Origin of the sequence: Cohnella baijiui (genome assembly GCF_020731285.1) — a bacterium.
GTDB lineage: Bacteria > Bacillota > Bacilli > Paenibacillales > Paenibacillaceae > Cohnella.
Genome location: NZ_JAJFOW010000070.1, coordinates 1 through 14,331, shown reverse-complemented (window position 1 = coordinate 14,331; position 14,331 = coordinate 1). Strand labels below are relative to the sequence as shown.

12 protein-coding genes are annotated in these 14,331 nt (G+C 63.2%); all 12 read right to left on the bottom strand.

What is annotated here, in order from left to right:
- Nucleotides 1-417: 417 nt before the first annotated feature.
- Entirely contained in the window at nt 418-1,797 is a 1,380-nt protein-coding gene (gene murA, locus LKX83_RS31065) for a UDP-N-acetylglucosamine 1-carboxyvinyltransferase (protein ID WP_227887028.1), read from the bottom strand.
- Nucleotides 1,798-2,033: 236 nt separating this feature from the next.
- Nucleotides 2,034-2,285: a DUF1146 family protein gene (locus tag LKX83_RS31060; RefSeq protein WP_227887026.1), complete on the bottom strand. Its 252-nt coding sequence runs from the start codon at nt 2,283-2,285 to the stop codon at nt 2,034-2,036.
- 24 nt (nt 2,286-2,309) lie between these two features.
- Nucleotides 2,310-4,943 carry a S8 family serine peptidase gene (locus tag LKX83_RS31055; RefSeq protein ID WP_227887024.1) on the bottom strand — a complete coding sequence of 878 codons (2,634 nt, stop codon included), beginning with the start codon at nt 4,941-4,943 and terminating at the stop codon, nt 2,310-2,312.
- Between the two features lie 383 nt (nt 4,944-5,326).
- The gene (locus LKX83_RS31050; RefSeq protein ID WP_227887021.1) at nt 5,327-6,856 is read right to left on the bottom strand and encodes an NADH-quinone oxidoreductase subunit N; all 1,530 of its coding nucleotides are present in this window, start codon (nt 6,854-6,856) and stop codon (nt 5,327-5,329) included.
- 3 nt (nt 6,857-6,859) lie between these two features.
- Nucleotides 6,860-8,479 carry a complex I subunit 4 family protein gene (locus LKX83_RS31045; RefSeq protein ID WP_227887020.1) on the bottom strand — a complete coding sequence of 540 codons (1,620 nt, stop codon included), beginning with the start codon at nt 8,477-8,479 and terminating at the stop codon, nt 6,860-6,862.
- The gene (nuoL, locus tag LKX83_RS31040) at nt 8,479-10,356 is read right to left on the bottom strand and encodes an NADH-quinone oxidoreductase subunit L (protein ID WP_227887018.1); all 1,878 of its coding nucleotides are present in this window, start codon (nt 10,354-10,356) and stop codon (nt 8,479-8,481) included. The genes LKX83_RS31045 and nuoL overlap by 1 nt, the downstream gene beginning before the upstream one ends.
- A 4-nt stretch (nt 10,357-10,360) precedes the next feature.
- Nucleotides 10,361-10,663, bottom strand: a complete 303-nt coding sequence (nuoK, locus tag LKX83_RS31035; RefSeq protein ID WP_370639162.1) for an NADH-quinone oxidoreductase subunit NuoK — start codon at nt 10,661-10,663, stop codon at nt 10,361-10,363.
- A gap of 2 nt (nt 10,664-10,665) precedes the next feature.
- Nucleotides 10,666-11,187, bottom strand: coding sequence for an NADH-quinone oxidoreductase subunit J (locus tag LKX83_RS31030; RefSeq protein ID WP_227887016.1), 522 nt, complete (start codon nt 11,185-11,187; stop codon nt 10,666-10,668).
- A gap of 3 nt (nt 11,188-11,190) precedes the next feature.
- A complete protein-coding gene (nuoI, locus tag LKX83_RS31025) occupies nt 11,191-11,646 on the bottom strand; it encodes an NADH-quinone oxidoreductase subunit NuoI (RefSeq protein ID WP_227887014.1) in 456 nt (151 codons plus the stop codon).
- Between the two features lie 4 nt (nt 11,647-11,650).
- Nucleotides 11,651-12,667, bottom strand: coding sequence for an NADH-quinone oxidoreductase subunit NuoH (gene nuoH / locus LKX83_RS31020; protein WP_227887012.1), 1,017 nt, complete (start codon nt 12,665-12,667; stop codon nt 11,651-11,653).
- Entirely contained in the window at nt 12,667-13,767 is a 1,101-nt protein-coding gene (locus LKX83_RS31015) for an NADH-quinone oxidoreductase subunit D (protein ID WP_227887011.1), read from the bottom strand. Before LKX83_RS31015 ends, nuoH begins: the two co-directional genes overlap by 1 nt.
- A gap of 6 nt (nt 13,768-13,773) precedes the next feature.
- Nucleotides 13,774-14,331, bottom strand: a 558-nt coding sequence (locus LKX83_RS31010; RefSeq protein WP_227887009.1) for an NADH-quinone oxidoreductase subunit C, incomplete at its 5' end; no start/stop codon positions are given.

The window sequence follows — 14,331 nt, the reverse complement described above, 5'->3', positions numbered from 1 at the left end:
TTTCCATTACCCCTTATGTGGAAGTTTTATTCAGTGACCTAAGTAGTAACTACGATTGCAACTATTTGTCGCCAAAAGACGTCGGAGGTTTAGAAGAGGAAGGATTGTCCATCGGACGGTTCGAGCTGAGGGGGTAGACCGGGCCAGCCAGCTTACAAAGAGGCAGTCGACGACGCGTATCGTTCGGCCCTTCCCCATCGTCGGTCGACGGTGCGAATCGTTTGGCCCTACTACAACATGCCGGTCGACGGTACGTATCGTTTGGCCCTACCACAACCGCCGGTCGACGGTACCGCATCGTTCGGCTTTCCGCAAGCCGCCGTTCGCCGCCAGACGGGGCACCGGCCATGCAAAAAGCCCCCGCGCCAAGGCGCCGGAGGCCGGATTGCAACGCTATGGAGTATAAATGCCGGGACGTTAGGCGAGCGTAGGCTGCACGCGCAGCATGGCGACGTCGGCGAGCGGACGCTCCTCGATCACGGCGACCGGACGGCGGACGACGACCGCCTGCTCGGCGGCTTCGGCGAGCACTTCTTCCGCCGTCGGCGCGCGGTAAACGTCGGCGCCCAGCGCGGCGAGCTTGCCGACGATGTCCATATAGCCCCGGTCGATGTGATGCACGCCGGTCACTTCGGTGACGCCGTCGGCGACCAGACCGGCGCAGATCAGCGCCGCGCCCGCGCGCAGATCCGTCGCGCACACCTGTGCGCCGACGAGACGAGAGCCGCCGGAGATGATGGCCGTCCGGCCGTCCACCTTGATCTCGGCCCCCATCTTGGCGAGCTCCTCCACGTGCATGTACCGGTTCTCGAACACCGTTTCGGTCACGATGCTCGTGCCTTCCGTACGGAGCAGGAGCGCCATCATTTGCGCCTGCATGTCGGTCGGGAAGCCCGGATACGGCAGCGTCTTGACATCGACCGCACGCAGTGGCTTAGGTGCGGAGACACGAATGCCGTTTTCGTCGCAGGCGACGACCGCACCCATTTCCTCCAGCTTGGCGACGACCGGACCCAGATGGTCTCGGATGGCGCCTTCTACGTACACGTCACCGCCTGTAACGGCGGCCGCAATCATATAAGTACCCGCTTCAACCCGGTCGGGAATGACCGTATGCGCCACGCCCTTCAGGCGATCCACGCCTTCGATCCGGATGACGCCGGTGCCGGCCCCGCGGACCTTGGCGCCCATCGCGTTCAGGAAGTTGGCCAGATCGACGATCTCGGGCTCCTTGGCGGCATTCTCGAGGATCGTCGTTCCGTCGGCCGTAGCGGCGGCCATCATAATATTTTCGGTCGCGCCGACGCTGGCGACGTCCAGATAAATCCGGGCGCCCCGCAAGCGTCCGTTCACGCGCGCTTCGATGGCTCCCTGGCCGAAGCCGATCTCGGCGCCCATTGCCTCGAAGCCCTTCAGGTGCTGGTCGATCGGTCGCGTGCCGATGGCGCAGCCGCCCGGCAGCGAGATCTTCACCTGCCCCAAGCGAGACAGCAGCGGACCCATCACCAGGAAGGATGCCCGCATTTTGCGGACCAATTCGTACGGCGCTTCATGCGAGATCAGCCGATCCGACGACAGCGACACCCGGGACCCCTGCTGCTGCGCGCGAACCCCCAGCGCTCCAAGCACCTGCAAAATATTCGTTACATCGTCCAGGGCGGGCACGTCATGAATGACGCAGGATCCCTCCTCGGCCAGCAAGGCCGCGGCAAGGATCGGTAGGACGGAATTTTTGGCGCCGTTTACGCGGACGGTCCCTGACAAGGGACGGCCGCCGCGGACGATGATTTTGCTCATGGGTGGTTCCCTCCGCGGGTGTAGAATCATTTTCGGTAACCGTTGTACTTCGCCGATGCCGGTCCCGAAAAACCCAAATTTCATCATACCATTGCCCATCGGTTTGGCACAAGCGGCATCTTTTGACAAGTTTTCCGGTCTTGTTCGCCAGCTTTCTACGCCTGGCGAGTGCTTTTTCGCCTTATGACCCATTGTTGGCATTTCGATGCGACGTTATTCGACTTTCGCAACGGGGGTCATTGGGACACGAACAACCATTTGAGCGCCGTCGTCCAATTCCAGTAATCGAGGACGAAACCGGCAATCAGCCTTCCCAGCACAATGGCCAGGAACAGCTGCAGAAGCCGAGCGCGCGGGCTGCGCGGATGCCGAATGAATTGATCCCATTTGACATCCTGCAGCAAAACCCAGCAGACGGCTACGAATCCTAGCGTGATGAAGATGGAAAACAAGCCGTTCCATCCCACCGAGTTGTATATGCTATCCATGAACGGGTCGGTTCTCCTTCCTTGCTACAGCAGCCTGGCCAGCAGGACCGCCCATTCCGCGCGCGTGATCGTGCGCTCTGGTCCAAAGGTGCCATCCGCGTAGCCCGAGATCCAGCCTTTGCCCGCCAGCGTCTCGATCTCCGCCGCGGCCCAGTGCGATTTCGGCACGTCCGAGAAGCGCCTGCGATCGGCCAGAGCCGCCTGCCACCCTTTCGCCTTGACGAGCTGGTACGCCGCCTCCGCCCGGGTCAGCAGCCGCTCGGGCTGAAGCTTGCCGCTGTCGTAGCGGTTCAGCCATCCGGCGGCATCCGCCTCCGCAATCGCGCCGTAAGCCCAATGACCGGCGCTCACGTCCGCGAACCGCATCCTGGCCGGTCGCCCGGAAGCCGGCGGCGCCGCCCGCACGAGCGTAGCGATCGCTTCGGCGCGGGTGATCTTGCGATCCGGGGCGAACGTCTCCGCCGCCGTCCCCGTCATCCAGCCCTTCTTGGCGACGGCGGCGATCTCGCCTTCCGCCCAATGCCCTGCCGTATCCCGGAAGCCGGCCTGCGACGCCGCCGGCTGCACGCTCAGCTGGTAATACGGCGACCGGAACGCGTGGTCGGCCTCCAGCTTCAAGTAGTACGTACCCGCCTCTAGCGATTTTGCTGCCTGAACCCCGGAGGAGGCCGGATCGCTGCTCCACAGATCGAGGGAATTCAGCTGCTTGTCGAGCAGCGTCAGCGTCGCGGACGTCCCTTCGGGAATGCCGGTGAGCCGGATCCGAAGCTGCTCTTGCTTCGTCAAGGTGAATCGGAACCAGTCTTCGTCCCCGTCCTCGTCGATGAGCCCTTTCGCCGAAGCTCCCGCCTGAAGAGAGAGCGACGTCGCCGTGAGCGGCCCGTCATTCGGCTCGTTGGGATCCTCATACGGAGTACTATATTCCATTCGCACCGTATAGGTCCCTATCACGGGTTCCGGGCGGTCGGAGACGGCGTTGCGGATTCGTATGTAGTACTTGCCGGCTTTGACGTCTTTCAGCGTCACCGTTTCCGGTTCTCCGTCTCCGTTCTCGTCCGTCTCCTGCGCCTTGGCATCGGTCGCCAGACGCACCGTCACCGCCGGATCGATCCGGGTGGTGTCGGGGTTGACGACGATCTTCAAGGTGCCGGCACGCGGCAGCGTGACGACCGTCCAATCCTCGTCGCCCGGCGTGTCGAATGTGCCGGTCCACCGCTGGCTTCGGGGAGCCAGCGTGTAGGCGGCGAGCGCCGAGTTGTTTGGCTCCATGGCGTCCGGAGCCATGCGGAAGCCGGACTCCAGCCGGTACGTCAGCGGTTCGCCCTCCGACGATCCTTCGGCCTTCATGTAGTATTTGCCTTTCGCAACTTTCCACTCGGCCTTGAGCGCGCCGGAGCCGACGTTCGGGAGCGCTTTGCCGCCGCTTTCCGCGTAGAGCGCGAGCGAAGGGCGCAGCTTCCCGGCCTTGCCGGCGAGCGTCGTCGCTTGGGCGGATAGCCGCCCGTCGTACGGAACGTCGACGAAGTAGAAGTCCGCGTCGTCCGCCCCCGACCAGGCGGCCAGCACCTCCGTCCCGATCGGGAACGGCGATGCGCTGGCCCGCGAGCCGTTCGGCTCGCGCCAATCCGCGGCTTCGGAGGCGGCGACGGCGAGATCGGCCCGGAGCAGGCCGTAGCCGGTGGCGCGGTCCCATCCCTTGGCGGAGATGTCCTCCGCCGTCCGCCGCATCGTCTCTCGCAGCTGCACGGGCTTCCAGTCGGGATGCACGGCCCTCAGCAGGGCGAGCGCGCCGGCGGCTTGGGGCGCGGCCATCGAGGTGCCGGAGGTGACGGTCGCGCCGCCTCCCGGCGCCAGCGTATCCACCTGCCAGGCCGCCGCCAGATCGATCTCCGGCCCGCCCGTCGAGTTGCCCTGCGCCTTGCGCCCGTCGGCCCCGGCCACCGACAGCACCGTCGGGTACGCCGCCGGATACTGGACGGCCGCCTTGCCGCCGAACGTTGCGGCGTCGTTGCCGCTCGCCGCGACGAGCAGGACGCCCTTCGACTCCGCCAGGCGCACGACCTCGCGCATCTGCGGTGCGTCCCGCCTCAAGCCCAGCGAAAGGACGACGATGTCCGCGCCGTGATCGATCGCGTAGCGGATTCCACGGGCGAGATGATCTTCGTCTCCCTCGCCGTTGCGGTCCAACGCCTTGATCGGCATCAGCTTGGCCTGCCAGGCCGCCGCCCCGCCGGACGTTTCGGCCGCTCGGGCGATGGCGGCAATTACGCCCGCCACAGCCGTGCCGTGACCGTTGTCGTCCTGCGGCGGCTTGCCTTCGCTCAGCAGATTAACGCCGTCCGTCAGCAAGCCGGAGAGCGCCGGGTGCTTCAGGTCGATGCCCGTATCTACGATGGCGATGGTCCCCGTCACGTCGCGCTGAAGCTGCTTCCAGGCGTCCGGAATGCCGATCGTTTCGAGGAAGGCGGGATCGCGAGCCGCCGCGGCCGAGGCCGGCTGCGAAGCTTCGGCTTGAGCGAAAGCTTCGAGCGCAGGAGCGTTCCTCGGCTCTTCCGTCCCTACGGGCGGAGACGGTACAACCGTCGCGATCAGGCAAGGCAAAAGGCCGAGCAGCACTCTGCGCGCCGCCGTTCTTAACTTGTTTGGTTCCACTTTCATTGTCGCCACGTCCCAGGCCGTTATGGTGAAGTTATGAGTATGTACCCACATTTAAACGGATCGGCAACACAAGGGAGCCAAATCGAACGCGTGCGCATGCCTTCATTCCTTAAAAATTCGATTTTCGACACGATTTCCCTTCTTTCCTTACCAAAAAGAGGCCTTTAGTCGCAATCTGGCGGATCTTCGCCAAGTAAAAACGGCTTGCCGTCTTCCCGGACGGCGGCACGTTTTTATCGGAGGTCATACAGAAATGGAAAGGGTAAAACTAACTTATAGTTCTGTATGACGAACGAATCGGCACAGCCATTCCTTTCCGAGACGCTCGAAAGCCGGCCGCCGCCTCTCCGGCAGCGCACCGGCCTTCATCCCTTCACCCTTTTCTAAGACAGTTGGAACAGGAAATCGGACACGATCGAAAAGACGCGGTCGAGCCCCTCCATGATCGGCTTCGGCAGTACCCCAAGCGCCAGCGTCGCCAGTACGCTCGCCCAGATGACGATACCTGCCGGAACCGGAATCCGCAGCCGCTGGTCCGTGCTCCCGCTGCGCATGTACATTTGCCGGATAAACGTGAAGTACACGTAATAGGCGACGACCGTGGTCGCAAGCAGAATGGCCGCAAGCCAGTACGCCCGCGTCTGTACGGCGCCGAACAGAATGAACAGCTTGCCGAAGAAGCCGCCCGTCACGGGCAATCCCGCCAGCGAGCATAGCAGCACCGTCATCGCCCCGGCCGTCCAGGGCGCCCGGTGGTAAAGCCCCGCGAACGCGGCCACCTCCTCGTCTCCCCGCTCCGCCGATACGGCGGTCAGGACGGCGAACGCACCGACGTTCATGAATAGGTATGCGATCAGGTAGTAGAAAAATTCCGAGAACAACGAAGCGTGCAAATTGGTCAGATCCAGCGCGAGCGGCACCAGAAGGACCCCGGCGTTGGCTACCCCGGACAGGGCGAGCAGCCGCTTGGCGTGATGCTGCCGGAGCGCGCCCGTGGTGCCGACGATCATCGCGGCCGCCGCCAAGACCGCGAGGGCCAGGAACAGGTCGTCCCGTACGGCGCCGCCCAACGTCTGGTCGGTGGCGTACATTGCCGTATTCACAAAGATTCGGTAGAGCATCGCGAAGGCGGCCGCCTTCGCGACCACGGCCAGGAAGGAGGTGATCGGCGTCGGCGCGCCCTGGTAGACGTCGGGCGACCAAGCGTGGAAAGGCGCCAGGGCCAGCTTGATCGCGAAGCCCGCGATCATCAGGAAAAAGGCGACGTACACCATGGCCCGGTAATCGGTCAGCGCGGGTCCGATTCCTTTCCCGATCGCGGCCAGGCTCGTCGAGCCGGTCACCCCGTACAGAAACGACATGCCGTACAGGATGAAGGCCGAAGCGGTGCCTCCCGTGACGTAGTATTTAAACGCGGCTTCGCTCGACAGCCCGCTCGATTTTCGCGCCGCGACCAGCACGTACGATGTGATGCTCAGCAGCTCCAGCCCGACGAACAGCGTGATCAGATCGCCGGAGGAAGCCATGACCATGGCGCCGAGTACGGCGGGCAGCGTCAGGTAGTAAAATTCGCCCTTGATCGGCACTTCGGAACGGCGGACCGTCCCGAGCGAGGCGAGCACGATCAGGAAGGACGCGGCGAGGAACGCCAGCTTCAGCAGGTTGCCGAAGTCGTCCACGCGGTAGCTTCCGCCGAGCAGGCTCTGCGGCGCGCCCCCGTCGTACAGATCGTACATGCGCCACCCGACGAAAACGCCGGCAACCGCCAGACCCAGCAGCGAGAGCCAGCCGATCGCGTCCCGGTCGACCCGTTTGGGCAGGAGCAAGTCGAGGACGGCGAGCACAATCGTAAAGGCGGCCAGTGCGATCTCGGGGGCGAGGTACCACGTATCCGTCCATTGCAGTGTGTTCACGGCTCAGCCCCCCGCCTTCATCGATAGTTGTTTGAGCAGGCCGTCGAAGCCGTGCTGCATCAGATCCGTCAGGAGCGACGGATACACGCCCAGCACCAGAATGACGGCGGCCAGCGTCACCATCGGCAGCGCCTCGACGAATCGGGCGTCCTTCATGCCGATGAACCGTTCGGGCATCGGTCCGAACGTGATGCCCAGCACGCTGCGAAGCACGTACACCGCCGCCAAGAGGATGCCTAGCGCGCCTATCGCGGTCAGCGCCTTCATCGAGCCGAACAACCCAAGGAAGCTCAACAGCTCGCCGACGAAGCCCGACAGACCGGGGAGCCCCAAGGAAGCCAGCCCGGCCATCAGCAGGATCCCCGCCGTAAACGGCACGCTGCGCGCCAATCCGCCAAGCTCCTCGAGCTTGGTCGTTCCCGTCCGTTCGTACAGCGTCCCAACGACGAGAAACAGCAGCGCGGAGATGAGGCCGTGAGAGACCGCCTGGTAGACGGCGCCCTGCAGGCCGATTTCGTTCAGCGAGGCGATGCCCAGGAGGACGATGCCCATGTGGCTGATGCTGGAGTAAGCGAGCACAAGCTTGAACTCCTGCTGCACGCAGGCCAGGACGGCCCCGTACAAGATGTTGACGACGCCTAGCGTCGCAAGCACGGGCGCCCAGGCGTGCAGCTGCTCCGGCAGCAGGAACGCGGCGAAGCGAATGAGGCCGTAGACCCCCATCTTCAGCAAAACGCCCGAATGGATCATGACGACGGACGGTGGAGCCTCCGCATGGACCTTGAGCATCCATGTATGGAACGGGAAAATGGGCAGCTTGATTCCGAAGGCGACGAGCAGCAGGATAAAGGCCGTCCATTTGAGAGACGCCGACAGGTACATGGCGTTGCCCGGCTGCGCGACGTTCGCCGGCGCGTTCGGATCGCCCAGATGCGCAAGCAGTACCTCGTAGTTGCCCGTAAACGAGAAGACGCTGCCCCCGGACGTCGCTTCAGCCGTGAAGCCGAGCGTGGCGATCAGGATCAAAAACGCAAGCAGCATGAACGCGGAGCCCAGGCCATTGTAGACGAGAAAACGGTTTGCCGCCTTCTCGCGGCCGAAATAGCCCCAGATGCCGATCAGGAAAAACATCGGGATCAGCGTCAGCTCGAAGAAAATAAAGAACAGCGTCAGATCCCGCGCTAGGAACACGCCGTACATGCCCGTCTGCAGCAGCAGGAACAGCGAGTAATACGTCTTCCAGCGCTTGCGGATATGGACGGATGCGAACGCGGCCATCAGCGCCACGACGCCCGTCAGCAGGACGAGCGGCAGCGAGAGGCCGTCGATGCCGAGCCGGTAATCGAAGATCAGCCGGTAAGAAGCGACGCCCGACTCGGGGCCCCAGGCTTCGGCGTTCAGCGGAATCGACAGCCACGTAAAATGCTCCGCGAACGCAGCGCCGCCGACGAGCGGATCGTATTCGGCGAACAGCCAAACGGACAGGAGGAGCGGGATCGCCGTGGCGACGAGCGCCACCCCCCGCGGCCAGGTACTTCGGCGGCCCGGCAGGAGCAGCGTCAGCAGCGCGCCTGCGAGCGGGATCAGGGCGATGAGCGTCAACGCCGGAATGTCCTTGAGCATTACCAGAACCTCCTTCCGGCGAGCGCCAAGACCAGCACGACAAGCGCAAGAAGTCCGGCTAGGCCGTAAGTCTGCAGTTGGCCGTTCTGCAGCCGGGAATTGAGCTTGCCGATGCCGTGGGCCGCCGCGCCGACGAGCCGCACCGTGCCGTCCACGACAAACGCGTCAAACGCGGCCAGCGCCTCGCCGAGCGCGCGCAGCGGCCGAACGAACGCTGCCGCGTACAGCTCATCGATGTAGTACTTGCGCTCGAGCAGCCGGACGAGGCCGGGCATCCGCGCAGAGACGGCGTCCCGGCGGATGACGCCTTTGACGTAGACGAGCCAGCCGATATAGAGCCCAAGCAGCCCTACCGCAACCGACACGACGATTGCCAGCGCACTGGCGTGCTCGGGCTCTTGAACGCCCGTAAGCCATTCACCGAGCCAGCCGTTCCAGGGCGTATTCGCAAAGCCGGCGACGACGGCCAGGACGGCCAGCACGACGAGCGGAAACGTCATGACGCCCGGCGATTCGCGCACCTCCGCCCCTTGCTCGCCGCGCGGCTTGCCGAAAAAGACGAGGAAAAACAGCCGGGACATGTAAAGCGCCGTGAAGAAGGCGGCGACCGCCCCTACCGCGAACAGCCACGGACGGTCCGCCAGCGCGGCGGACAGAATCGCGTCCTTGGACCAAAAGCCGGCAAGCGGCGGAATGCCCGAGAGCGACAGCGCGCCGATCCCGAACGTCCAGGCCGTGATTTTCATCCTCCGGCCGAGCCCTCCCATCTCCCGGATATCCTGGGTATGTACCGCATGAATGACGCTCCCCGCGCCAAGGAAGAGCAGCGCCTTGAAAAACGCGTGGGTGAACAGATGGAACATCGCCGCCGAAGTTGCGCCGACGCCGAGCGCGAGCATCATATAGCCGAGCTGGCTTACCGTCGAGTAAGCAAGGACTCGCTTGATGTCGTTCTGCGCCAGACCGATCGTGGCCGCGAAAATCGCCGTGAACGCCCCGATGATCGCGACCGTCGTCATCGCCGCCTGCGACGCCTCGAACACGTCGAACGTCCGTACGACGAGAAAGACGCCCGCCGCCACCATCGTGGCCGCGTGAATCAGCGCGCTGATCGGCGTCGGCCCCTCCATCGCATCCGGCAACCAGACGTGCAGCGGGAACTGGCCCGATTTGCCGACGGCGCCAAGGAAGAGGAGAAGCGCGATCAGGGTCGTGATTCCGAGCGAAATCGTGGTGCCGTTTTGCGGGTCGAACACGTTGTGCAGCGAGATGAAGTCCAGCGAGTGACCCGGCATATACCAGAACAACAGCAGGATCGCGATCAGGAGGCCGACGTCCCCGATCCGCGTCACGATAAACGCCTTTTTGGCCGCGGCCTTGGCCTCCGGCTTCTGGAACCAAAATCCGACGAGCAGGAACGAGCAAACGCCGACCAGCTCCCAGAAAATATAGAACAACAGCAAATTGTCCGCCAGGACGAGACCCAGCATCGAGAACGTGAACAGCGACACATAGGCGAAAAAGACCGAGAGTCGGTCGTCGCCCTTCATGTAGCCGAGCGAATACAGGTTGACGAGAAAGGCGACGAGCGTGACCACGACGAGCATAAGCGCCGCCAGATTCGTCACCTCGAAGCCGGCCTGCAGCGTCATGTCGCCGATACGGAGCCAGGTATATCCGTTCTGGTAGTCCTCGGCCGTGCCGCCCATGCGCTCGATCGCGATCACGAGCGAGAGAGCCAGCGAGAGCAGCGTGCATCCGGTCGCGAACCAGGCGCCGATTCGGCCGATCGCACGGCCGAACCCCGTCAGGACGGCGAAGGCGACGAGCGGAAACGCGGGGACGAGCCAGGCGTATGGAGAGAACACCGTTGCCATGCCGTTACCTCCTCAACTCGTCGAATTCGTCCGTATTGACCGTCGCCCGGCTCCGGTAGAGCACGATGAGCACCGCGATGCCGACCGCGGCCTCCGCGGCGGCGACCGTCATCGTAAACAGGGAGAAGATCTGCCCCGTTAGCGCCGGATGCACGCCGTACTTGGCGAAGGCGACCAGGTTCAGGTTCACGGCGTTCAGCATCAGCTCGATCGACAGCAGGACGATGATGGCGTTGCGCTTGGTAAGGACCCCGTAAAAGCCGATGCAGAACAGTACGGCGGCCAGCGTCAGGTAGGACGAGAGCATGGTCAGGCCTCCTCCTCTCTCTTGGCCAGCGCCACCGCGCCGATGAAGGCGACCGTCAGCAGCACCGAAACGAGCTCGAACGGAATCGCGTACGTCGAATAAAGGAGCTTGCCGATCTCGAGCGTATTGTTGTCGGGAAGCCGCTCCGCCGGCGCCGGAAAGCTCGAGGACCGAATCGCGTAGAACAGGATGGCGAACAGGCAGAGGCTCCCGATCGCGGCCAGCGTCTCGAGCAGCGGCCGGCCCGCGGCCTTCTCCTCGTCCTGATGCTTGGTCATCATGATGCCGAAGATCATGAGGATCGTCACGGCGCCCACGTAGAGCAGCACCTGGACGAACGCGACGAACTCGGCTTCGAGCAGAATGAACAGTCCGGCCAGCGAGACGAAGGTAAAGGCAAGCGACAACGCCATGTGGACCACTTTGACGAAGTTGATCGCGAGCACCGCGCCGACGATCGCGCAAACCGACAGGAGGAAAAACGCGAAAAACTCGCCGTTGAAATCGATGTTGAAGTTGAGCAAGGGTTATTTCGCGCCCCCCTTCTGAGGAGCGCCGATATTGTTGTTGTCTTTGCGGATGTTTTCGTTGTTTTCGTACAGCCAGTCGCGGTCCTTGAACAGTTCGTCGCGGCTGTACGCCGCCAGCTCGAAGTTGTTCGTCATGACGATCGCTTCCGTCGGGCACACTTCGGTGCACAGGTCGCAGAGAATGCAGATTTCGAAGTTGAGGTCGAACGTGTCGATGACCTTGCCCTTTTTTTCCGGATCGGGATTCGGCTTCCCGGTCAGGGTGATGCAGTCCGTCGGACAAATGCGCGCGCACTGGTTGCAGACGATGCACAGATCCGGCTCGAAATATTGAACCCCGCGGAACCGGTCCGGCATCTCGATCGGCACGTCCGGATATTTGTAGGTGACTTTCTTGGACCCCAGCGTCTTCAGCGTGACGCCGAGCCCTTTCACGATGCCCATGCCCTTCATCTCGTCAGCCTCCCTTCCCGAATAGTTCGATGCCGAGCGCCGTGAGGAAAATGTTCAGGATGGCCAGCGGGAGGAGCACCTTCCAGGCCAGCCCCATGAGCTGGTCGACGCGCAGCCGCGGCAGCGTCGCGCGAATCCAGAACAGGAAAAAGACGATGAACGCGAACTTGAGCGCGAACCAGATCAGCCCGGGGATGAAGTCCAGCTGCGGCAGCGGCGGATTCCAGCCGCCCAGAAACAGGATCGTCGCCAGACAGGCGATCGCGTAGACGTAAATGTACTCCGACAGCATGAAGAAGGCGAAGCGGAAGCCGCTGTACTCGACGTGATAGCCGGCCACCAGCTCCGACTCGGCCTCCGGCAGGTCGAACGGCGTGCGGTTCAGCTCCGATACCGCCGCAATGACGAAGACGACGAAGCCGATGATCTGCGGGATAAAGTTCCACTGCCAGAAGTACGAGCCTTGATGCACGACGATGTCTCGCAGGTTGAGGCTTCCGGTCATCATCGTCAGTCCCACGACCGACATGACGAGCGGCACCTCGTAGCTGATCATCTGCGCCGCCGAACGCATCCCGCCGAGAAGGGCGTACTTGTTGTTCGACGCCCAGCCGCCGATGACGATCGCGATCGTCGTGACGCCGGACAGGGCGATGTAGTACAGGAAGCCGACGTTCACGTCGGCGAATTGGAGCTTCAGGCCGTACGGGATGATGGCGAGGACAAGAAAGGACGGCACGAAAGCCAGCACCGGCGCGAGGATGAACAGCTTTTTGTCGGCTTTGGCTGGGATCGTGTCTTCCTTGAGCAGCAGCTTGGCGACGTCCACGACGGACTGGAGCAGCCCGAGCGGACCGACGCGGTTCGGCCCTCTGCGATACTGCATCCAGCCGATCACCTTGCGCTCGAAATAGATGGCGTACGTCACGAACAGGATGACGACGGCGAGCACCGCGATCGCGCCCAGCAGATAGATGCCCGCATGTCCCCAGCTGATAGGATCGTTCCAGAACCGCTGCATCAGCAATCCACCTCCCCGAGCACGATATCGATGCCCCCGAGTATGGTCACGAGATTCGTCATGTTTTCGCCGACGAGCAGCTTGGGCAAAATCTGCAGATTGACGAACGACGGGCGCCGGAATTTAAGCCGGAAAGGCTCCGCTTTGCCCTTCGAGACGATGTAGCAGCCAATCTCGCCGCGCGGGGATTCGATGCGGACGTAGATCTCGCCGGCGGGCGGCCGGATGACGCGGGGCACCTTGCCCATCGTCTCGCCGTCGCCGGGGAACTGCGCCAGCGCCTGCTCCAGGATGCGCAGGCTTTGCCTGAGCTCCTCCAGGCGGACGAGGTAGCGGTCATAACAGTCGCCGTTCCGGCCGACCGGGACGTCGAATTCGAAGCGGTCGTACAGGCTGTAGGGCTCGTTCTTGCGCAAATCCCATTTCACGCCCGTCGACCGCAGGTTCGCCCCGGACAGGCCGTACGCGATAGCGGTCTCTGCGTCGTACTTGCCGACCCCTTTGATCCGCGCCAGGAAAATTTCGTTGTCGCTGACGAGGCGATGATATTCATCCAGCTTGCCGTACATGTCCTTCACGAGCGTTTTGACTTTGTCGATCCAACCTTCGGGCGCATCCCACTTGACCCCGCCTACGCGCATGTAGTTGTAGGTCAAGCGAGCGCCGCACAACTCGTTGAAGAGGGAGAGAATGCGCTCCCGGTCGTTAAAGGCGTAAAGGAACGGACTGAGTGCCCCGATATCGAGCAGGTAGGTGCCCCACCAAACGAGATGGCTCGCCACCCGCTGCATCTCCATGACGATCAGGCGGAGAAACTCGGCGCGCTCGGGTATCTCGATGCCCATCAACTTCTCGACGGCGTGCACAAGCACGTAGTTGTTGGTCATCGCGGACACGTAGTCCATGCGGTCGGTATACGGGATGATCTGCGTATAATTCAGGTTTTCGGCCAGCTTCTCGGTGCCTCGGTGCAAGTAACCCATGACCGGCGTCGCTTCGGTGATGACCTCGCCGTCCAGCTTGACGATAATCCGGAATACGCCATGGGTGCTCGGATGTTGGGGGCCGACGTTCAGCAGCAATTCTTCGGTACGGATCACGATCGCTTACACCTCCGGATCGAGCGGAACGTAATCTTTGCGGAGCGGATGGCCGACCCAATCGTCGGACATCATGATGCGCCTGAGATCGGGATGTCCGGGAAAATCGATGCCGAGCAGGTCGAAGATCTCCCGCTCGTTCCAGTTCGCCGTCTCCCAGATCGGCGTGACGGACGGGACGGACGGGCGCTCGCGGTCGGCCCGCACCTTGACGGCGTAGTTGTGGCCGCTGTTCAGGCTGAGCAGATGGTACACGACTTCCATGTACGTCTCGTGGTCGACGCCGGCAACGTTGCGCAGGTAGTCGATGTTCAGCTCCTCGTGGGTGCGGAACAGCCGTGCCGCCTCCGGCCATCGGTCGCCATGGAGGACCAGCGTCGGCAGATGATCGTTCGGCTCGTTGATGTACGCCTCGATCACCGTATCTTCGCCGACCCGCTCGCGCAGCAGCTGAACGGCCCGGTCGAGCCGCGGCTGGTTCGGCGAAGGGGGCGGCGCCTCGGCTGGCTCGCCCGGCGGCGCGGCGCCGTCTCCGGCCGCGGGGGCCGGCGCTGCGGCGGCGGG

What these genes read in the sequence shown, in the direction of transcription:
- murA (WP_227887028.1), bottom strand. Translation starts at nt 1,797, where the DNA reads ATGAGCAAAATCATCGTCCGCGGCGGCCGTCCCTTGTCAGGGACCGTC.
- LKX83_RS31060 (WP_227887026.1), bottom strand. Translation starts at nt 2,285, where the DNA reads ATGGATAGCATATACAACTCGGTGGGATGGAACGGCTTGTTTTCCATC.
- LKX83_RS31055 (WP_227887024.1), bottom strand. Translation starts at nt 4,943, where the DNA reads ATGAAAGTGGAACCAAACAAGTTAAGAACGGCGGCGCGCAGAGTGCTG.
- LKX83_RS31045 (WP_227887020.1), bottom strand. Translation starts at nt 8,479, where the DNA reads ATGCTCAAGGACATTCCGGCGTTGACGCTCATCGCCCTGATCCCGCTC.
- nuoL (WP_227887018.1), bottom strand. Translation starts at nt 10,356, where the DNA reads ATGGCAACGGTGTTCTCTCCATACGCCTGGCTCGTCCCCGCGTTTCCG.
- nuoK (WP_370639162.1), bottom strand. Translation starts at nt 10,663, where the DNA reads ATGCTCTCGTCCTACCTGACGCTGGCCGCCGTACTGTTCTGCATCGGC.
- nuoI (WP_227887014.1), bottom strand. Translation starts at nt 11,646, where the DNA reads ATGAAGGGCATGGGCATCGTGAAAGGGCTCGGCGTCACGCTGAAGACG.
- nuoH (WP_227887012.1), bottom strand. Translation starts at nt 12,667, where the DNA reads ATGCAGCGGTTCTGGAACGATCCTATCAGCTGGGGACATGCGGGCATC.